Below are 19739 nucleotides of genomic sequence, written 5' to 3' on the forward strand. Positions count from 1 at the left end.
TGGAGCCGCCATGCGCCGAGTCCTCGCCGTCCTCGCCACCGCCGTCGCGACCGCCGCGATCTTCAGCCCACCCGCCCACGCCCTCGAAAACGGCCTCGCGCGCACCCCGCCGATGGGCTGGAACACGTGGAACACCTTCGAGTGCAACATCAACGAAACCCTGGTCAAGCAGACGACCGACCTGATGGTCAGCTCCGGGATGCGCGACCGCGGCTACACCTACGTCAACCTCGACGACTGCTGGATGACCCGCTCCCGCGACAGCGCCGGCAACCTCGTCGCCGACTCCGCGAAGTTCCCCAGCGGCCTCAGGGCCCTCGGCGACTACATCCACGCCCGCGGCATGAAGTTCGGCATCTACGAAAGCGCGGGCTCCGAGACCTGCCAGCACTACCCGGGCAGCCTCGGCCACGAACAGGCCGACGCGAACCTCTTCGCGAGCTGGGGCGTCGACTACCTCAAGTACGACAACTGCGGCAGCCCGGCCGGGGAAACCCAGCAGGACTACGTCCGCCGCTACTCGGCGATGCGCGACGCGCTCAAGGCCACCGGCCGCGCGATCGCCTACAGCATCTGCGAATGGGGCAACTTCAGCCCGTCGACCTGGGCCCCGGACGTCGGCAACTTGTGGCGCACCACCGGCGACATCACCAACAACTGGGGCAGCATCGACTCGATCTACCACCAGAACGTCGGGCTCGCGTCCGCCGCGAAGCCGGGCGCCTGGAACGACCCCGACATGCTGGAGGTCGGCGACGGCATGGACTTCCAGGAGGACCGCGCCCACTTCACGCTGTGGGCCGCGATGGCCGCGCCGCTGATCGCGGGGGCGGACCTGCGCAGCGCGAGTGTCGCCACCTTCTCGACCTACCTCAACGGCGACGTCATCGCCGTCGACCAGGACCCGCTCGGCAAGCAGGCCACGCGGATCTCGTCGTCCGGCGGCCTCGACGTCCTGGCGAAGCCGCTCCAGAACGGCGATGCGGCCGTGGTGCTGTTCAACGAGAACAGCACCACGAAGACCGTGTCGACGACGGCTGCCGCAGCGGGGCTGCCCGCCGCGTCGAGCTACCGGCTGACCAACCTGTGGTCGAAGGAGCTGACCACCAGCACCGGCACGATCAGCGCCGCGGTGCCGTCGCACAGCACGGTCGTCTACCGCGTGAAGGCGAACTCGTCCGGCACCAGCATCGGCACCGCGCACCCGATCCAGGGCGCGGCTTCGTCGCGCTGCATCGACATCAACGGCACCGCCCCCACGCCCGGCCCCCAGGTCGACATCTGGGACTGCGACGGCGGGGCCAACCAGTCCTGGACGTTCACCAGCGCCGGTGAGCTCCGGGCCAACGGCCTCTGCCTGGACGCCAGTGGCGGCACCAGCGCGTCCGGGACCAAGCTCATCGCCTGGACCTGCCACGGCGGCGCGAACCAGAAGTTCAAGCTCGAGGCCGACGGCTCGATCAGCCAGGCCGGCCTGTGCGTCGACGTCACCGGCGGCGACAAGCCCGCCGGCAACGTCAACGGCGTCCAGCTCGAACTCTGGACCTGCAACGACGACGCCAACCAGAACTGGCAGCTCCGGTAGTTCAGGTGGCGGTCAGGTGCTCCGGCCGGACCGGGACGCGGGTGAGGGCGAGCCCGGTCGCGGCCCGGATCGCAGCCACGATCGCCGGGGTCGACGAGATCGTCGGCGGCTCGCCGACCCCGCGCAGGCCGTAGGGCGCGTGCGGGTCCGGGCGCTCCAGGACGTCGATGCTCATCGGCGGCATGTCCAGGACGGTCGGGATCAGGTAGTCGGTGAAGGAGGGGTTCCGGATCTTCCCGCCGGAGGTCTGGATCTCCTCCATCACCGCGAGCCCGAGCCCCTGCGCCGAGCCGCCCTGGATCTGGCCCAGCACGGCCTGCGGGTTCAGCGCCTTGCCGACGTCCTGGGCGCAGTCCAGCGCGACCACCTTGACCAGGCCGAGCTCGGTGTCGACGTCGACGACCGCCCGGTGCGCGGCGAACGCGTACTGCACGTGCGCGGTCCCCTGCCCGGTCTCCGGGTCCAACGCCGACGTCGGCCGGTGCCGCCACTCGATCGTTTCGTCGTGGACGTCGTCGCCGAGGACGTCCACCAGGTCGGCGACCACCTGGCCGTCGGCCGCGACGAGCTTGCCGCCGACGACCCGCACCTTCGGGTCGAACCGGGACAGCAGCCGCGCCCGGACCGCCGCGCACGCGGCCTGCACCGCGCCGCCGGTGACGTAGGTCTGGCGGGACGCCGACGTCGAGCCGCCGTTGCCGATCGAGGTGTCCATCGGCAGGATCGTCACCTGGTCGACGCCCAGTTCGGTGCGCACGATCTGCTGCATGATCGTCACCAGGCCCTGGCCGACCTCGCAGGCCGCGGTGTGCACGGTCGCGGCCGGTTCCCCGCCGACCAGCTGCAGCCGCACGCGGGCCGTCGAGTAGTCGTCGAAGCCTTCGGAGAAGCAGACGTTCTTGATCCCGACGGCGTACCCGACCCCGCGGACGACGCCTTCGCCGTGCGTCGTGTTCGACACCCCGCCCGGCATGTGCCGCAGGTCGAACGGCCGCTCCGGCGGCAGCGGCATCTCCCGCACGCGGGTGAGCAACTCGGCGACCGGCGCTTCGGCGTCGACGACCTGGCCGGTCGGCATCAGGTCGCCCTCGCGCATCGCGTTGCGGACGCGGATCTCCACCGGGTCGAGGCCGCAGGCGTCCGCCAGCTTGTCCATCTGGGACTCGTAGCCGAACGCCGCCTGCACCGCGCCGAAGCCGCGCATGGCGCCGCACGGCGGGTTGTTGGTGTACGTGCCCCAGCAGTCCACCGAGACACTGTCCACTTTGTACGGCCCGACGCCGAGGGTCGCGGCGTTCGCGACCACCGCGCCGGTCGAGGACGCGTACGCACCACCGTCGAGGTACAGGCGCGTCTTCACGTACACGAGACGGCCGTCGGACGTGGCGCCGTGCTCGTAGTACATCTTCGCCGGGTGGCGGTGGACGTGCCCGTAGAAGGACTCTTCGCGGTTGTAGACCATCTTCACCGGCTTGCCGGTGTGCAGCGCCAGCAGGCAGGCGTGGACCTGCATCGACAGGTCTTCGCGGCCGCCGAACGCCCCGCCGACGCCGCCGAGCGTCAGCCGGACCTTCGCCACCGGCAGGCCAAGGGCGGCGACGATCTGCTGCTGGTCGACGTGCAGCCACTGCGTCGCGACGTACAGGTCGACGCCGCCTTCGGTGTCCGGCACGGCCAGCCCGGACTCCGGGCCGAGGAACGCCTGGTCCTGCATGCCGACTTCGTAGACGCCCGAGACGACGACGTCGGCCGGGACGTCCTGCGGGCCGCGGCGGATCTTCACGTGCCGGACGACGTTGCCACCTTCGTGCAGCGAAGGCCCTTCACCCGCGACGGCCGCTTCGGAGTCTGTCACCGGAGAGAGCTCTTCGTAGGTGACGTGAATCCGCTTCATCGCGCGGCGCGCGGTCTCCGGGTGGTCGGCGGCGACCAGCGCCACCGGCTCGCCCTGGTACCGCACGACGTCGGAGGCGAGCACCGGCTGGTCGGCGTGCTCGAGGCCGTAGCGGTTGACGCCGGGGACGTCCTCGTGCGTCAGCACCGCGTACACGCCGGGGACGGCGAGGGCTTCCGCGATGTCGATCGCGATGATCCGCGCGTACGGGTGCGGGCTGCGCAGGGTCACGCCCCACACCATGTCCTCGTGCCAGAGGTCCGAGGAGTAGGCGAATTCGCCGCGCACCTTCACCGTGCCGTCGGGGCGGCGCGGCGAAGCACCGACGCCGTTCGCGGTCGGTGTCGTGACGGACGTGGCGGTCATCGGTCCTCCCGCAGTCTCGCGCTCGCGGCCGCCAGCTCGCGGGCGATGACGGTCTCGTCGGCTTCGCGCAGGGTGCCGTCCTCGACGACGGCCTTGCCGCCGACGAGCAGCCGGCGCAGCGGCGGCGTGGTGCCGAGCACCAGGGCCGCGACCGGGTCGGTGATGCCGGCGTAGTTCAGCCCGGTCAGGTCCCAGACGGCGAGGTCGGCGAGCTTCCCGGGCTCGATCGAGCCGAGGTCGGCCGCCCGGCCCAGGCAACGGGCGCCGCCCATCGTGCCCATCCACAGGGCTTCGCGCGTGGTCAGCCCGCGCGGCCCGCCACGCTGGCGGGCCTGCAGCAGCGACTGGTGCAGTTCCTCGCCGAGGCCGCCGGACTCGTTGGACGCGGCCCCGTCGGCGCCCAGTCCGACCGGGACGCCCGCGTCGAGCAGGTCGCGGACGGGCGCGATGCCGGCGCCGATGCGGCCGTTGGACGTCGGGCAGTGCGCCGAGCCAGTGCCGGTGGCACCGAAGCGGCGGATCGCGTCGGGCGCGAGGTGGATGGTGTGCGCGAGCCAGACGTCGTCGGCGAGCCAGCCGAGCTTGTCGGCGTACTCGGCCGGCGTGCAGCCGACCTCGGCGAGGCACTGGCGTTCCTCGTCGAGGGTCTCCGCGAGGTGGGTGTGCAGCCGGACGCCCTTGCGGCGGGCCAGCTCCGCCGCGCCGGACATCAGCCGTTCGGTGACCGAGAACGGCGAGCAGGGCCCGGCGGCGATCTGCAGGTGGGCGCCCGCGGAGTCGTCGTGGAAACGGTCGATCGCCGCTTCGGTGCCGGTCAGGGCGTCGTCGGTCGTCTCGACGAGGTTGTCCGGCGGCAGGCCGCCGTCGGACTCGCCGCGGTCCATCGACCCGCGCACGACGTGCAGCCGGACGCCGATGCGCTGGCGGGCCGCGGCCAGCGCCGCGACCTGATCGCCGCCGTCGCGCGGGAACACGTAGTGGTGGTCGGCGACGGTGGTGCAGCCGGTCAGCGCCAGCCGGGCCATCCCGGCGGTGCCCGCGGCGTGCGTGATCCCGTCGTCGAGGCGGCCCCAGACCGGGTAGAGCGCGACCAGCCATTCGAAGAGGGTGTGGTCGGCGGCCAGGCCGCGGGTGGCCCACTGGTAGAGGTGGTGGTGGGTGTTGATCAGGCCGGGCGTGACCAGGCAGCCTTCGGCGTCGATGCGCTCGTCGAACTCGCCGGTGTAGACGCCTTCGCCGACCGCGGCGATCCGGTCGTTCTCGACGACGACGTGGCCGCTCGCGTACTCCTCGCCGGTGACGGTGGCGATGGCCGCGTTCGCGATGAGCGTCCTCACGCGACACCGCCCTTCGCCGCCGCGCGCACCGCGTCGAGGATCTTCTCGTAGCCGGTGCAGCGGCAGAGGTTGCCGGCCAGCGCTTCCCGGATCTCCTCGTCACTCGGATCGGGGACGCGGTTCAGCAGGTCGTGCGCGGCGACGACCAGGCCGGGGGTGCAGAACCCGCACTGCACCGCACCCGCGTCCACAAAGGACTGCTGGACCGGATCCAGGGTGTCGCCGTCGGCCAGACCCTCGACCGTGCGGACCACGCGCCCCTCCGCCTGCCCGGCCGCGACCAGGCAGGCGCACACCGGGAGGTCGTCGAGGTAGACCGTGCAGGAGCCGCATTCGCCCTGCTCACAGGCGTTCTTCGAGCCCGGCAGGCCGAGCCGCTCGCGCAGCACGTAGAGCAGGCTTTCGCCTTCCCAGACGTCGTCCGCCTGCCGCGGCTCGCCGTTGATCGTGACATTCAGGCGCATGCGCGCTCCCCCGTCCGGTGTTCGTCCCAGGCCCAGGTCAACGTACGCCGCGCGAGCACCCCAAGCGCGTGCTTGCGGTACGCGGCGCTGCCCCGGACGTCGTCGATCGGCTGCGCCGCCGCGCCGACCAGGTCGCCGAAGCGGCGTTTCAGGGAGTCCGGCAGCGGTTCGGGTGACGTCCAGGGCAGTTCGGCGGCCAGGAAGTCCTCGGCTTCCCGGGCGCGGCGCGGGGTCGGGGCGGCGGAGCCGATGGCGGCGCCGACCGTGCCGTCCCGGAGCGACAGCGCGAATGAGCAGACCGCGATCACCATGGCGTTGCGCGTGCCGACCTTGGCGAACTGCTGCGGCCCGGCGTGTTCGGGCAGGTGGACGGCGGTGATCAGCTCGTCCGGCTCGAGGGCGTGGCGTTTCACGCCGACGTAGAACTCCTCCGCGCGGAGGAGGCGGGTCCCCCGGACGGAGGCCACCTCGACCCGCGCGCCGAGGGCGAGCAGCACCGGGTGCGTGTCGCCCGCGGGCGAGGCGGCGCCGAGGTTGCCGCCGACCGTGCCGCGGTTGCGGATCTGCGGCGAGCCGACCGTGCGGGAGGCCATGGCCAGCGCCGGGACGGAATCACCCAGTTCGGCGATGACCCGGGAGTAGGGGACGCCGGCGCCGAGCCGGACCGTGCCGTCCGATGTGGACCACTCGGTCAGCTCGCCGACGGTGGTCAGGTCCAGCAGGGCTTCGGGACGCCGGTGGTCGAAGTTCAGCTCGACCATGACGTCGGTGCCGCCGGCGATCGGCACCGCGCCGGGCCGCGCGGCCTTCAGGGCGAGGGCCTCCTCGAGCGTCGCGGGACGCAGGAACTCCACGGGCGTTGCTCCTTCGTGAGGGCGATAGACCAGTAGACGACGGACCGGGCGCGGGCGGCAACGGCACCACGCATGAAACGCACAGGAGCGAAACCCGCCGCGGTTGTGCTTTCCTACAAGCCTCATGACGACGGTGAAAACTCTGCTGGGCCTCAGCGGCCTGCGGCTGCGCCCGCGGGCCGGGACCGACCTGCTCGACCGGCCGGTGACGCGCATCTACGTCACGGAGCTGTCCGACCCCGGCCGGTACCTGTCGGCGGGTGAGCTGGTGCTTTCCGGCCTGCTCTGGTGGCGCGCGCCGGGGGACGCCGAGCCGTTCGTGGCCGCGCTGGCGCGCTCGGGCGCGGCCGCGCTGGCCGCGTCCGGCGCCGACTCCGGCGGGATCCCGGACGACGTCGTCGACGCCTGCGTCCGGCACCGGATCCCGCTGCTGGAGGTGCCGGCGGACCTGTCGTTTTCGGTGATCACCGAGCAGGTGGTGCTGGCGCTGGCGGCGGCGTCCGACAGCGCCCGCAAACGTTTGCAGGCCGCGGCCGGGGCGCCGGTCGAGACGCTGCTGGAGCGCGCGTCGGCGGAACTCGGGCTGCCCTGCTGGGTGCTGTCGGGGCTGGGCCGGGTGGTCGCCGGGACGGCGCCGCTGCCGATGCCGGCCGAGGACGTCGTCCGCCGGTACGCGGCGCGCGAGCCCGGGCCGCTGACGGTGGTCCCGGTCGAGGGGCGGCACGCGGTGCCGTGGCTGATCGCCGCCGGCGGGCCGCTGAGCACCGCCCAGGCCGAGCTGGCCGAGGAACTCGCGGGCCTGGTCGGGGTCACCCGGGCCCGGGCGGCCCGGCCGGAGCCGTCGTTGCCGGACGAGGTGCACGTGGTCGCGTTGCGGACCTCGGGCAGCGACGAAAGCCGCGACCTCCTGAGCGAGTGGCTGCCGGACGCGGTCCTGCTCGAAGCCGCCGGGGAAACGGCGTTCGCGGCGACCGCGGTGCCGCCCGCCCCGGCCGCGCTGTCCACTGTGGAACCCCTGCTCCGGGCGACCCGGATCCTGTGCGGCGTCAGCGATCCCGGCCCGCGCGAGGAGGCGCTGGAGAGCGCGCGGTACGCGGTGGCGGTGGCGGCGCGGCGCCCGGGCCGGGTGGCGGTGGTCCGGGCGGGCGAGGTGGCCGTGCACGAGCTGCTGCTGGCCGGGGCCCCGGACGGCCTGCACGCGGCCCTGCGGCGGCGCGTCCTCGGGCCGCTGCAGGCCTACGACGCCGAGCAGCACACGGACCTGGTGCACACGGTCCGGGTGTTCCTCGAGTGCTCGGGCTCCCCGACCCGGGCGGCAAAGGCCCTGCACGTGCACGTCAACACGCTGCGCTACCGGATCGGCCGGGCGGGCGAGCTGCTGGGAGCGGACCTGACGGAGTTCACCGACCAGCTCGACGTCTACCTCGCGTTGCGCGCCGGCGGCGAGGCGGGAGGATGAGGGCGTGGACCCCGAAATCACTTCGGCCCGGCAGGCGGCGAGCGACGCCCGCGTGCAGGCCTTCGGGCGGCTGCAGGGCGCGGCGAACCGGCTGGAGTACCTGCTCGGCCGGGCGCTGGAGCGCGAGTGCGGGATCACACACCTGGTCTACGAGGTGCTGCTGATCGTGGGCCGCGCCGGCGAGGACGGCCTGACCATGCGCTCGATCGCCCAGGAACAGGTGCTCACCACCGGCGGCGCGACCCGGCTGGTCGACCGGATGGAAGCCCTCGGGCTGGTCACCCGCACCGCCGACCCGCGCGACCGGCGGGTGCAGCTGGTGCGCCTGACCGCGCTCGGCGAGGAGACCACCGTGCGAGCCACCCGCGTGCACGTGGAGAACATCGAGCAGCTCTTCTTCCGGCCCCTGCCCGAGGGGCACCGCGAGCGGTTCGCCGAAGACCTGCGGACGCTGAGCCACTTCGCCCGCGACGCCCTCCCCCGGCTGCGCTAGTGGGCAAGCGGAAACCCCCTGCTCGCGAGCTGCCGACCACGGCCGAGGGCTTCGCCGCGGCGCTGCTGGCCACCGCCCGGGCCGGGGACGACCCGCGGTGGCTCGCCCCGGGCTTCGAGCTGCCCACCGAGCTGGCAGGAGGCGCGCAGCTGGCTGTCCGGCCACTGCTCGACCGGGCCCGCCGGGGCGGCTGGCCGCCGGAGGACCTGCGTCAGGCCGCGAACCGCCGCCTCGGCGAATTCGCCTGCTCGTACCTGCTCGACGACGGACCGCACCTGGCGGAGTGGGCGGCGAAGCACATCCTCACCCCGGCCGAGGCGGTGACGGCCGTGGTCGACGCCTTGGGCCTGCTGCTGACCCTGCCGGTCCTGGCGGCCGCGCCGCAGCCGGCCGTCCGGCACGGCGTCGACGACAGGAAGCTGGGCCGGGTCCGCGCGCTGCTGGCCAAGGCCGAGTCGAGCTCGTTCCCGGAGGAGGCCGAGGCCCTGTCGGCGAAGGCCCAGGAGCTCATGACCCGGCACGCCTTGGACCGCGTGCTGGTGACGGCCGGGCCGGAGCTGCCGGCGTCCCGCCGGATCTGGCTCGACACGCCGTACACCGACGCGAAGTCGTTGCTGGTGCACGTGGTCGCGAAGGCCAACCGCTGCCGCGCGGTCTTCGACCCGCGCTGGGACTTCGTCACCGTGGTCGGCGACGACCTGGACGCCGTCGCGCTGCTGACGACGTCCCTGCTGGTCCAGGCGACCCGGGCGATGGTCGCCGACCCGGCGGGCCGGTCGCGGCCGTTCCGCAAGTCGTTCCTGGTCTCCTACGCCACCCGGATCGGCGAGCGCCTCGAACAGGCGGCCGCGGCCACCCTCACGGCCACGCCCGATGCGGACCGCCTGCGGCCGGCGCTGGCGTCGCACGACCTGCGGGTGAACACGGCGTTCACGGCCCTGTTCCCCCAGGTGGCGGGCAAGTCGGTGACCGTGCGCAGCGCCGAGGGCTGGCACGCCGGCCGCTCGGCCGCCGACCGCGCCCGGCTCGGTGAGTGACCCTCAGGCGAGCCGCTGGGCGTACTTCTCCAGCTCGGGACGCCCGAACGGCAGCTCGCCCTCGTCGAGCGCGCCGCAGTCCAGCCCTCGCAGCAGGTACACCGCGAGCGCCTGCGCGGTCGCCGGTTCGTCGAGCACTCCCCCGGCCTTCTTCTCCGCGTACGCGCTCAACCGCTCCGCCGCCTCCGCAAAACCCGCTCGGTAGAACGTGTACGTCGCCGCGAAGCGCGTCGGCAGCTGGTGGGGGTGCAGGTCCCAGCCCTGGTAGAAGCCGCGTTCCAGCGACCGGCGGACCAGCCTCAGGTGCTCGGCCCACGCCGCGGGCAGCGCGTCGCCGACCGGGAGCCGGTTGGTCGAGCCGTCCGAGAGGCGGACGCCGGTGCCGGCCGCCGCGACCTGCATCAGGCCCTTAGCGAGGTCCGCCGCCGGGTGCTCCATGCTCTGGTACGCCGCCGCGATGCCGAGGCCCGCGCTGTAGTCGTAGGTCCCGTAGTGCAGGCCCGAACAGCGGCCCGAAGCGGCCTGCACGATCCGCGCCACCGACAGCGTCCCGTCAGTGTCCACAATGGATTGGGACGTCTCGATCTGGACCTCGAACCGCAGGGCGCCGGCGGCGAGGTCGTACGCGGATTCCAGGCGCGCCAGCACTTCCGCGGCCACCGCCACCTGCTCGACCGCCGTCACCTTCGGCAGCGTGACGACGAAGCCGGGCGGCAGCGGGCCGTTGTCCAGCAGCGAACCCAGGAACAGGTCCAAGGTGCGGATGCCACGCCGGCGCGTCGCCGCCTCGAAACTCTTGAAGCGGATGCCGCAGAACGGCGTCCCGCCGGTCGTCGCCAAGGTCTGCCCGGCCGCGCGCGCCGCCGCGTCCTCGACGTCGCCGGGCACGCGGCCATAGCCGTCCTCGAAGTCGATCCGCAGGTCCTCGATCGGCTCGGTGAGCAGCTTCGCGCGCACGCGTTCGTAGACGTCCGCGTCGGCGCCGAGGAGGTCGCCGTGCTCGATGAACACGCGCATCGCCTGCTTGCCCCAGTCGGCCACCAGGCGCGTCTTGTACTGCGACGCCGGGACGTACACCGTGTGCACGGGCTGCCGCCCCGGCCGCTCCCCCGGGTACGACGCCGCGACGCGCGCGTCGGCCGCAGCCAGGCGCGCGTCGGCAGCGTCGTAGACGTCCTCGGTCAGCCGCACTACTTGATCTTCTCGTACGCGGGCAGCGTCAGGAAGTCGGGGAACTCCTCGGCCAGCGCGACCTGCTCGAACAGCTCCACGGCCGGCTCCAGCAGCTCCGGCTTGAGCTCGCCCGCCAGCTCGCCGCGGACGTCCGCCAGCACGCCCCGCACCAGCTCGGAGGTCACGACGTCGCCACTGTCCAAAGTGGTCCCGTTCTTGACCCACTGCCAGATCTGCGAGCGCGAGATCTCGGCGGTGGCGGCGTCCTCCATCAGGTTGTGGATGGCCGCCGCGCCGTTGCCGCCCAGCCAGGACGCGATGTAGCGGACGCCGACGTCGACCGCGGCACGCAGGCCGGCCGCCGTCGCGCCACCCGGCGTCGAAGCGACGTCGAGCAGCTGGTCGGCGGTGACGCTGACCTCGTCGCGGGTGCGGCCGAGCTGGTTCGGCTGCTCGCCGAGGACCTTGTCGAACTCCTCCTTGCACAGCTCGACCATGCCCGGGTGCGCGACCCAGGAGCCGTCGAAGCCGTCACCGGCCTCGCGCGACTTGTCCGCGTGGACCTTCTCGAAGGCCCCCTTGTTGGTCTCGGGGTCCTTGCTCGGGATGAACGCGGCCATGCCGCCGATCGCGAAGGCACCGCGCTTGTGGCAGGTGCGGACCAGCAGCTCGGTGTAGGCGCGCATGAAGGGCGCGGTCATGGTGACCGAGTTGCGGTCGGGCAGCACGAACTTCTCGCCCGCATCGCGGAAGTACTTGATGACGCTGAACAGGTAGTCCCAGCGGCCCGCGTTCAGGCCCGACGCGTGTTCGCGCAGCTCGTAGAGGATCTCCTCCATCTCGAACGCGGCCGGGATGGTCTCGATCAGCACGGTCGCGCGGACGGTGCCGTGCTCGATGCCGAGCGTCTTCTCGGCGTGGGTGAAGACGTCGTTCCAGAGCCGCGCTTCGAGGTGGCTCTCCATCTTCGGCAGGTAGTAGTACGGGCCCTTGCCGCGCTTGAGCAGCTCGGCCGCGTTGTGGAAGAAGTGCAGGCCGAAGTCGACGAGCGCGCCGACGCCTTCGCGGTCGCCGAACTTCAGGTGGCTTTCGGGCAGGTGCCAGCCGCGCGGGCGGACCACGATGGTGGCGTGCTCGACGTCGTCCTTCAGCGCGTAGCTCTTGCCGCCGCTTTCCAGGGTGATCGTCTCGCGGATGGCGTCGTGGAGGTTGACCTGGCCGGAGACGACGTTGTGCCAGTGCGGGGTGTTGGCGTCTTCGAGGTCGGCGAGCCACACCTTCGCGCCGGAGTTGAGCGCGTTGATGGTCATCTTGCGGTCGGTCGGCCCGGTGATCTCGACGCGGCGGTCGCGAAGCGCCTCCGGAGCCCCGGCAACCTGCCAGTCGCCGTCGCGGATCTCCTTGGTCTCCGGCAGGAAGTCGAGCTTGCCGGTGGCCCGGGCCTCTTCCCGGCGCTTGCTCCGCGCCTGGAGCAGCTCGTCGCGGCGGCCGGCGAAGGCGTCGTGGAGGCCGGCGAGGAAGGCGAGCGCTTCCGGCGTGAGGATTTCGTCGCCGCGCTCGACCGGGTCGCCCAGCACCTGGACTTCAGAAGACATGGGGAAACACCTCGAGGGTTCGGATCTTTGGATAACGGCCCTACGGTTTTCTACCAGCCGGACTATAGTTTCTGCATAGCGGAAGCTCAACGCCGACGTAAGGAGGGCCACCGTGCCGGCGGAGAAGAACGGTCGCGACGGCGGCGTCCAGTCCCTGCAGCGCGCCTTCGAGCTGCTGGAACACCTCGCGGACACCGGCGGCGAAGCCAGCCTGTCGGAACTGGCCACGCTGTCCGGGCTGCCGATGCCGACGATCCACCGGCTGATCCGCACCCTGGTCGACCTGGGGTACGTCCGCCAGAACACGAACCGCCGCTACGCACTGGGCGCGCGCCTGATCCGGCTGGGCGAGAACGCGAGCATGCAGTTCGGCGCGTGGGCCCGCCCGCTGCTGGCGGAGCTGGTCGAGGAGGTCGGCGAGACGGCGAACCTGGCGGTCCTGGAGCGCGACGAAGTCGTGTACGTGGCCCAGGTGCCTTCGAAGCACTCGATGCGGATGTTCACCGAGGTCGGCCGGCGGCTGCTCCCGCACGGGACGGGGGTCGGGAAGGCGATGCTGGCACACCTGCCCGCCGAGGAGGTCCGTTCGCTGCTCGACCGCACGGGGATGCCCGCGTACACCGAGCACACGTTCACCGACCCGGATGCGCTGGCGGTCGAGCTGTCGCGGATCGCTTCGCAGGGTTACGCCCTCGACGAAGCGGAGCAGGAGCTGGGGGTGCGGTGCGTCGCGGTCGCGGTGCCGGGCGCGCCGGTCCCGGCGGCGGTGTCGGTGTCGGGGCCGTCCGGGCGGCTGACCGCCGAGGCGGTGGCGCACATCGCCCCGGCGGTGCAGCGGGTCGCGGACGCCCTGGGCGCGAGCCTCTCGCGGGCGCCGCTATCAGTATGACGGAGAGTGATAAATTTATGACGGAAAGTGACCCCAGGGCGGAAGGTTCGAAGGCCGCCGGTAAAGTACGCGGCATGGCAAGCCTCGAAGACCTCGAAGCCCGCGTGACCGCGTTGGAGGAGCAGGGACGGCAGACCCGGCAGGACGCCGCGGCTGCTCGCATACTGGCCGGCGCGGCGGACCGTGATGTCTCCGACTTCAAGCAGACGCTGAACGGCAACACCCAGGTGCTGAACGCGCTGCGCGAGACGCAGATCGAGCAGGGCCAGGAGATCGTCGACCTCAGGGCCGAAATGCGCAGCGGGTTCACCAAGATCAACATCAATATGGAGCAGATCAGCAGGCTGCTTCAGCAGGTCGTCGAAAAGGGCTGACTCAGGTCAGCTCCCCGGCCAGCAGGTCCATCAGCAGTCCGTCGTGCCAGGTGCCGTCGCGGGCGCGTTCGTAGTCGCGCATCAGGCCCACCGGCCGGAATCCCACCTTCGTGTACACCCGGATCGCCGTCTCGTTGGACGCCGCCGGGTCGATCGTCAGCCGGTGGTGGCCCGCCGCGAACAGGTGGCGGGCCACCGCCCGGATCGCGTCCGTGCCGAGGCCGCGGCCGTGGAACGCCGGGTGCACCGAAATGTCGATACCCGCGTGGCGGTACTGCGGGTCCAGCTCTTCGCAGCTCTGGATCAGGCCGACGACTTCACCGTCGAATTCGATCACGTAGACGGTGTAGCCCGCTTCGACCTCGTACAGGCCTTCGGTCTCTCGGTCCGGGTCGCCCCACCACCGGGCGACCTCCGGGGTGGCCAGGATTTCGCGCACCCGGACGCGGTCCGCTGAGCCGATCGGGCGCAGCCGCACCCGATCTCCGTGAATGGCGGTCATGATTGGTCCTCTCTCGTAGCGAACGACGGCTTCGGAGCGTCTGTCACGAGGAGGGGCGCGCGTGCGTCAACCGGGCATGCCCGGATTCTGCGCTCGTACCGCCGCCGCCGTCATCCGAATATCGCCGGAGGACCGCATGGACTCCCACACCGGCGCACTGGCCTGGCTCGCCCAGGGCGCCGCTTCGAACCTCCTGAACCGCCTCGTCGACCGCGCGCTCGACGGGCCGGCGCCGCCACCCGCGTGGCCGCGGCCGGTGACCACGCCGGCGGGGACGGCCGAGATCACCGTCCGGCACCACCTCGCCGCGAAGGCCCGGACCCCGGTGATCATCACCCTGCAGGAGGACGGCAGCCGCACCGGCACGGCGTTCCCGGTGGTGCTGGGCCACACCGCCCGCATCGCCCTCCCGGGCGGCCGCTACTTCGGTGCGGCGATGGTGGTCGACCCGGCCCGCCGCACGCTGCAGGGCATCGGCTGGTCCCGGCTGACCGTCGCGGCCCGGCGGACGTCCCCCTGCCTGATCCCGGTCGCCCGCCCGTCGGCGCCGGTGATCCTGCAGCTGGGACTGCGGAAGGCGGACGGGACGCCGCTGTTCCGGATCTAGGTATCACCGGGGGGAACCCGGAGCGTCTTTCTTGGCAGCACGTGCTCGCGGAGGGAGACGAAGTGCCGGAACCGTTCACCATGTCGCTCATCTGGCTGGGGCAGACGGCAGGCGCCGCGATCGTCGGACGGCTCGCCGAACGCGGGATCGACCGGCTGCTCGACGGGCCCCGCCAGGTGGTCCTGCCCCCGGTGCCGCCCCGGGCCGAGCCGCGGCGGCACCGGCTCGGCGACGTCACCAGCGACGTCGACATCACCGTGCGGGCCGCGCTCGCCGGGCGGCGGCCGGTGCTGCTGGCGTTCCAGACCGCGCCGCGCGAAGGCGAGCGGACCGCGGGCGTGACCGTGCCGATGGTGCTCGGCGAGACCGCGCACCTCACCCTGCCCCGCGACGACTACCTGATCAGCGCCCTGGTCCTCGACCCGCCCGCGGAGCTCGGCGGCAAGCCGGTGCTGCACGGCGTCGGCTGGGTCCGCCACTGGGTCGCGAGCAGCGGGACCGACCGGCTCACCATCGCGAGCCAGGTCCCGACGCCCCAGCTCCTCGAGAAGCTGGGGCTGCGGTCGGCGGACGGGACCAGCCCGTTCGAAATCGCCCCGCGGACCACGCCCGCCCCGCGGCTGCTCCCGAGCGCCGGTGCCGCGGCGGCGAGCGCGGCGGCGGCGGCGGCCCGCCACGCGGCGGCCGCCGCGAGTGCCGACCGGTTCGGCCGGTCCGCGCAGCGCGCCGGCCGGCCGCGGTGCCGGGCAGCGACCAGCCGGTTCGGCTCGCGCTGCTTCCACCCGCCGTTCGGCATCGGCGGCACGGGGCTGTGCATGCTGCACCACAACGCCCTCAACCGCGGCGAAACCGTGTACGACTGGAGCAGCCGGCAGCCGATCACCTAGCCCAGGAGCGCGTCCACGAACGCACCCGGTTCGAAGGGCGCCAGGTCGTCCGGCCCCTCGCCGAGCCCGACCAGCTTCACCGGCACGCCGAGCTCCCTCTGGACCTGGAACACGATGCCGCCCTTGGCCGTGCCGTCCAGCTTCGTCAGCACGATCCCCGTCACGTCGATGACCTCGGCGAACACCCGGGCCTGCATGAGCCCGTTCTGGCCCGTGGTCGCGTCGAGGACCAGCAGCACCTCGTCGACCTTCGCCTGCTTCTCGACGACGCGCTTGACCTTGCCCAGCTCGTCCATCAGGCCCGTCTTCGTGTGCAGGCGGCCCGCGGTGTCGACCAGGACCGCGTCGACGCCGGTGTCCACGCCGCGCTTGACCGCGTCGAACGCCACCGCCGCCGGGTCCGCGCCCTCCTTGCCGCGGACGACCTCCGCGCCCACGCGCTCGGCCCACGTCTGCAGCTGGTCGGCCGCCGCCGCGCGGAACGTGTCCGCCGCGCCCAGCAGGACCGTGCCGCCCTGGGCCACCAGGACGCGGGCGAGCTTGCCCGTGGTCGTCGTCTTGCCCGTGCCGTTGACCCCCGCGACCAGCACCACCGCGGGCTGCTTGCGGCCGTCGACCGTGTGCGGCAGCGCGCGCACCGCGCGGTGGCCGTCGGTGGACAGCTGCGCCGTCAGCACCTCGTGCAGCACCTCGCGGGCCTCGGCCGACGACCGGACCGCGCGCCGGGACAGCTCGTCGCGCAGCCGCTCGACGATCTGGTTCGTGGTGGCCGCGCCCAGGTCGGCCATCAGCAGCGTGTCCTCGACGTCCTGCCAGGAGTCCTCGTCCAGGTCACCCGCGCCGAGCAGGCCCAGCAGGCTCGTGCCGAACATCGAACGCGACTTCGACAGCCGGCCGCGCAGCCGTTCCATGCGGCCCGTCGCCGGCTCGATCTCCTCGGCGGCCGCCGGGGCCGGTTCGGCGACTTCGGCGTCCGGCAGCTTGACGTCCCGGACCGTGCGCTGCGCCGAGTCGCGCGGCACCGCCGCGTCGTCGCCGACGGCCGGCTGGCCGTCGACCTCGGGCCGGTCCTCGACCGGGTGCTCGGGGGCCTCGGTGCCACCGGGGGCCAGCGCGATGCCCCCGCTGGCCGCGTACGAGCCGCCCTTGGGTTTCTCCTCGACCTCGCGCTGGGCGTCCAGGCTGATCCGGCGCTTGCGCGCGACCAGCAGGCCGGTCACCAGGAGGGCGACCAGCACGACGACGGCGACGACTACGAACAGGAACCAGGTGCTCGACACGCGCCCATCCTTTCATCCGCGCCGCGCCGCCGCGGACACCCCGTCCGCACAGGCAATTCGTAACGAGCTGGGTCCCGATTGAGCCAAGACTTCACCACACGGGTTGCGCCGCCCCGGGAGCTGCACTAAACCCCTCCGGATGGGGAAACGTGCGAGCCACGGCGTCCGGGTGATCGGGCTCATTTCGGGCACGTCGCTCGACGGCATCGACGTGGCCGCCGCCGACCTGCACGCCGAAGACGGCACGGTCGTGCTGACGCCGCTGGGCGAGCTCGAAATCCCCTACCCGGAACCCCTGCGCGAAGCCCTGCTCGCCGCGTTGCCGCCGAACCCGTGCACCGCCGGCGAGTTGACGCGGCTCGACACCGGCGTCGGCCAGGCGTTCGCCGAAGCGGCCGCACGCGGCGTCGACGAGCTGGGCGGCGCGGACCTCGTCGCGTCACTCGGCCAGACGGTCTTCCACTGGGTGGAGGACGGGCACGCCCGCGGCACCCTGCAGCTCGGCCAGCCCGCCTGGATCGCCGAACGCACCGGGCTGCCGGTGTGCGCCGACCTGCGGGCCCGCGACGTCGCCGCGGGCGGCCACGGGGCTCCCCTGGCCAGTACGCTCGACCAGCTGTGGCTGCGCGGCCTCGCCGAGGACACCGGCCGGCCGGTCGCCGCGCTGAACCTCGGCGGCATCGCGAACATCACCGTCGTCGCCGGCGGCGAACCCGCGATCGCCTACGACACCGGGCCGGCGAACGCCCTGCTCGACCTCGCGGCCCACCGCGTCACCGGGCGGCACCGCGACGTCGACGGCCGCCTCGCGCTCGGCGGCTCGGTGCGCTGGGACCTGCTCGGCCGGCTGCTCGCCGACCCGTACTTCGCCGCCCCGCCACCGAAGTCCACCGGCAAGGAGCACTTCACCGCGGACTACCTCGACGCGGCGCTGGCCGGACTGCCGCCGGTGGGCCCCCACGACTTGCTGGCGACGCTGACCGAGCTGACCGCGGCGACCGTCGCCGAGGAGTGCCTTGGCCACGACGTCGCCACCGTCGTCGCTTCCGGCGGCGGAGTCGCGAACCCGGCACTGATGACGGCACTGGCGAAGAAGCTGGCGCCGGCAGCGCTGCGGACCAGCGACAACCTCGGACTGCCAAGCGGCGGCAAGGAGGCCTACCTGACCGCGCTGCTCGGCTGGCTGACCTGGTGCGGCGTACCGGGTACGGTGCCGTCGGCGACCGGCGCACGCGGGCCGCGCGTGCTCGGCGCGCTGGTCCCCGGCGCCGGCCCCCTGATTCTTCCCGCCCCGCTGGGGGGCAGCGTGACACGGTTGCGAGTCGCGGAGAAGACCGGACGGTAGGAGAGCTCCATGCGCGGTGTCGACCTCGCCATCATCGTGGTCTACCTGGCGGCGATGCCGCTGATAGGCGTGCTCGTCGGCCGGAAGCAACGGTCGGCGGCCGACTACTTCGTCGGCGAGCGCAGCCTGCCGTGGGGTGCGGTGATGTTGTCCGTGGTGGCCACGGAGACCTCGACGCTGACCGTGATCAGCACACCAGGGCTGGTCTTCGGCAACGCGTTCCTGTTCCTGCAGCTGGCCTTCGGCTACATCATCGGCCGGACGATCGCCGCGTTCGTGCTGCTGCCGCGGTACTTCCGCGGCAACCTCGTCAGCGCGTACGCGTTCCTGGGCAAGCGGTTCGGCTCCGGGCTGCAGGGCACCGCGTCGGTGACCTTCGTGATCACGCGGCTGCTCGCCGAGGGCGTGCGCCTGTTCGCCGGTGCGATCCCGATCAAGGTCATCCTCGGGCACTACGACATCCACCTGGACTACTGGGTGATCGTCGTCATCCTGACCGCGCTGACCCTGATCTACGCCTACATCGGCGGCATCAAGGCGGTCGTCTGGGTCGACGTCATCCAGCTGTCGCTCTACCTCGGCGGCGCGGCGGTGGCGGCGATCGTGCTGCTGAACAAGCTGCCGGCCGACTGGGCCACGCAGGCGTCCGCGGACGGCAAGTTCATGCTCGTCGACTTCACGAAGAACCTGCTGACCAGCCCGTACGCCTTCGTGACGGCGGTGCTCGGCGGCGCGGCCCTGTCGATGGCCTCGCACGGCGCCGACCAGCTGATCGCGCAGCGGCTGATGGCCACCCGCAGCCTGCGCGACGGCCAGAAGGCGCTGATCGGCAGCGGCGTCATCGTCACCGTGCAGTTCGCGCTGTTCCTGCTGGTCGGGGCGATGCTGTGGGTGTTCAACGGGCGGAAGTCGGTGGCGCAGCTCGGGTTGCAGAGCCCGGACGACGTGTTCTCGCGGTTCATCATCGACGACCTGCCGGCCGGTGTCTCGGGCCTGCTCATCGCCGGGGTGCTGGCCTCGACCATGGGGGCGCTCGCCTCGGCGCTCAACGCGCTTTCGACGTCCACCGTGGCGGACCTCTACCAGCGATTCACCAAACGTTCACCCGAAGACTCGAAGCTGCTGCGCCACGGTCGCATGTGGACACTGATCTGGGCCGTGGTGTTCGCGGTCTTCGCGTCGCTGTTCTCCACCACGAAGAACTCGGTCATCGAGCTCGGCTTGGCGATCACCGGCTACACCTACGGCGCGCTGCTCGGTTCGTTCCTGCTCGGCCTGCTGATCAAGAAGGCGCGGCAGGTGGACGCGATCATCGCGTTCGTCGTCACGGTCGTGGTGATGGCGTTCGTCATCCTCGGGGTGAAGTTCAGCGCGAAGACCGGCGGCCTGATCGGCATCGACTTCAGCAAGGCGGCCGGGGATCGCGTGGCGCTGGCGTACCCGTGGTACACGCTGCTGGGCGTGGTGATCACGCTGGTCGTGGGCGGGTTGCTCGCCCTGCGGCACCGGACGCCGGACCCGAAGGCGGCCGAAGCCGAAGCCGCCGGTGAAACCGCGGAGGTCCCCGCCGCCTGATCCGTCTGAACCGTTTCCGGCGG

18 protein-coding genes are annotated in these 19739 nt (G+C 72.4%); 10 read left to right on the forward strand and 8 right to left on the reverse strand.

The window, feature by feature from the left end:
* The first annotated feature begins 10 nt into the window (after positions 1–10).
* Complete coding sequence (locus OO60_RS19325) at positions 11–1585, forward strand: glycoside hydrolase family 27 protein (RefSeq protein ID WP_003102997.1); 1575 nt, start codon at positions 11–13, stop codon at positions 1583–1585.
* Position 1586: 1 nt separating this feature from the next.
* Here the strand turns inward: OO60_RS19325 and pucD are convergent, their stop codons facing one another.
* From pucD to OO60_RS19345, 4 genes are read right to left on the reverse strand one after another with little or no spacing between them, the layout of a single operon-like run.
* Complete coding sequence (gene pucD, locus OO60_RS19330) at positions 1587–3845, reverse strand: xanthine dehydrogenase subunit D (RefSeq protein WP_003102995.1); 2259 nt, start codon at positions 3843–3845, stop codon at positions 1587–1589.
* A complete protein-coding gene (locus OO60_RS19335; RefSeq protein ID WP_003102992.1) occupies positions 3842–5182 on the reverse strand; it encodes an 8-oxoguanine deaminase in 1341 nt (446 codons plus the stop codon). The genes pucD and OO60_RS19335 overlap by 4 nt, the downstream gene beginning before the upstream one ends.
* Positions 5179–5646 (reverse strand): (2Fe-2S)-binding protein, encoded by a 468-nt coding sequence (locus tag OO60_RS19340; protein WP_003102989.1) that lies wholly within the window; start codon positions 5644–5646, stop codon positions 5179–5181. Before OO60_RS19340 ends, OO60_RS19335 begins: the two co-directional genes overlap by 4 nt.
* Complete coding sequence (locus OO60_RS19345) at positions 5637–6500, reverse strand: FAD binding domain-containing protein (protein ID WP_003102986.1); 864 nt, start codon at positions 6498–6500, stop codon at positions 5637–5639. The genes OO60_RS19340 and OO60_RS19345 overlap by 10 nt, the downstream gene beginning before the upstream one ends.
* Before the next feature lie 124 nt (positions 6501–6624).
* Between OO60_RS19345 and OO60_RS19350 the strand changes: the two genes are divergently transcribed.
* From OO60_RS19350 to OO60_RS19360, 3 genes are read left to right on the forward strand one after another with little or no spacing between them, the layout of a single operon-like run.
* Positions 6625–7959: a PucR family transcriptional regulator gene (locus OO60_RS19350; RefSeq protein ID WP_033261812.1), complete on the forward strand. Its 1335-nt coding sequence runs from the start codon at positions 6625–6627 to the stop codon at positions 7957–7959.
* Between the two features lie 4 nt (positions 7960–7963).
* On the forward strand, positions 7964–8452 hold the full coding sequence (locus OO60_RS19355) for a MarR family winged helix-turn-helix transcriptional regulator (protein WP_003067713.1): 489 nt from the start codon (positions 7964–7966) through the stop codon (positions 8450–8452).
* Positions 8452–9489 carry a DUF2786 domain-containing protein gene (locus OO60_RS19360; RefSeq protein WP_003067710.1) on the forward strand — a complete coding sequence of 346 codons (1038 nt, stop codon included), beginning with the start codon at positions 8452–8454 and terminating at the stop codon, positions 9487–9489. Before OO60_RS19355 ends, OO60_RS19360 begins: the two co-directional genes overlap by 1 nt.
* A gap of 3 nt (positions 9490–9492) precedes the next feature.
* Here OO60_RS19360 and OO60_RS19365 read toward each other — a convergent pair whose 3' ends face one another.
* Together OO60_RS19365 and aceB are read right to left on the reverse strand one after the other, a co-directional pair.
* Entirely contained in the window at positions 9493–10680 is a 1188-nt protein-coding gene (locus tag OO60_RS19365; RefSeq protein ID WP_003067708.1) for a DUF6986 family protein, read from the reverse strand.
* On the reverse strand, positions 10680–12257 hold the full coding sequence (gene aceB, locus OO60_RS19370; RefSeq protein ID WP_033261813.1) for a malate synthase A: 1578 nt from the start codon (positions 12255–12257) through the stop codon (positions 10680–10682). The genes OO60_RS19365 and aceB overlap by 1 nt, the downstream gene beginning before the upstream one ends.
* Before the next feature lie 112 nt (positions 12258–12369).
* Between aceB and OO60_RS19375 the strand changes: the two genes are divergently transcribed.
* Both OO60_RS19375 and OO60_RS19380 read left to right on the forward strand, forming a co-directional pair.
* Complete coding sequence (locus OO60_RS19375) at positions 12370–13146, forward strand: IclR family transcriptional regulator (RefSeq protein WP_003067702.1); 777 nt, start codon at positions 12370–12372, stop codon at positions 13144–13146.
* A 74-nt stretch (positions 13147–13220) separates the two neighbouring features.
* On the forward strand, positions 13221–13520 hold the full coding sequence (locus tag OO60_RS19380; RefSeq protein WP_003067700.1) for a hypothetical protein: 300 nt from the start codon (positions 13221–13223) through the stop codon (positions 13518–13520).
* A gap of 1 nt (position 13521) precedes the next feature.
* On the opposite strand, the gene OO60_RS19385 is transcribed toward OO60_RS19380, so the two are convergent.
* Positions 13522–14022, reverse strand: a complete 501-nt coding sequence (locus tag OO60_RS19385) for a GNAT family N-acetyltransferase (RefSeq protein WP_003067698.1) — start codon at positions 14020–14022, stop codon at positions 13522–13524.
* A 136-nt stretch (positions 14023–14158) separates the two neighbouring features.
* On the opposite strand from OO60_RS19385, the gene OO60_RS19390 reads away from it, so the two are divergent.
* Together OO60_RS19390 and OO60_RS19395 are read left to right on the forward strand one after the other, a co-directional pair.
* A complete protein-coding gene (locus OO60_RS19390; RefSeq protein WP_003067696.1) occupies positions 14159–14629 on the forward strand; it encodes a hypothetical protein in 471 nt (156 codons plus the stop codon).
* 62 nt (positions 14630–14691) lie between these two features.
* Positions 14692–15516: a hypothetical protein gene (locus tag OO60_RS19395; RefSeq protein WP_156081311.1), complete on the forward strand. Its 825-nt coding sequence runs from the start codon at positions 14692–14694 to the stop codon at positions 15514–15516.
* Here the strand turns inward: OO60_RS19395 and ftsY are convergent.
* Entirely contained in the window at positions 15513–16796 is a 1284-nt protein-coding gene (ftsY, locus tag OO60_RS19400; RefSeq protein WP_003093652.1) for a signal recognition particle-docking protein FtsY, read from the reverse strand. The two genes, OO60_RS19395 and ftsY, sit on opposite strands and share 4 nt — an antisense overlap.
* Before the next feature lie 139 nt (positions 16797–16935).
* Here ftsY and OO60_RS19405 point away from each other — a divergent pair, with 139 nt between their 5' ends.
* Together OO60_RS19405 and OO60_RS19410 are read left to right on the forward strand one after the other, a co-directional pair.
* Positions 16936–18141, forward strand: a complete 1206-nt coding sequence (locus tag OO60_RS19405) for an anhydro-N-acetylmuramic acid kinase (protein WP_003093653.1) — start codon at positions 16936–16938, stop codon at positions 18139–18141.
* A 9-nt stretch (positions 18142–18150) separates the two neighbouring features.
* Positions 18151–19716, forward strand: coding sequence for a sodium:solute symporter (locus OO60_RS19410; protein WP_003093655.1), 1566 nt, complete (start codon positions 18151–18153; stop codon positions 19714–19716).
* Positions 19717–19739: the final 23 nt, after the last annotated feature.

Source organism: Amycolatopsis vancoresmycina (assembly GCF_000716785.1).
In the GTDB taxonomy this organism is placed as follows: domain Bacteria; phylum Actinomycetota; class Actinomycetes; order Mycobacteriales; family Pseudonocardiaceae; genus Amycolatopsis; species Amycolatopsis vancoresmycina.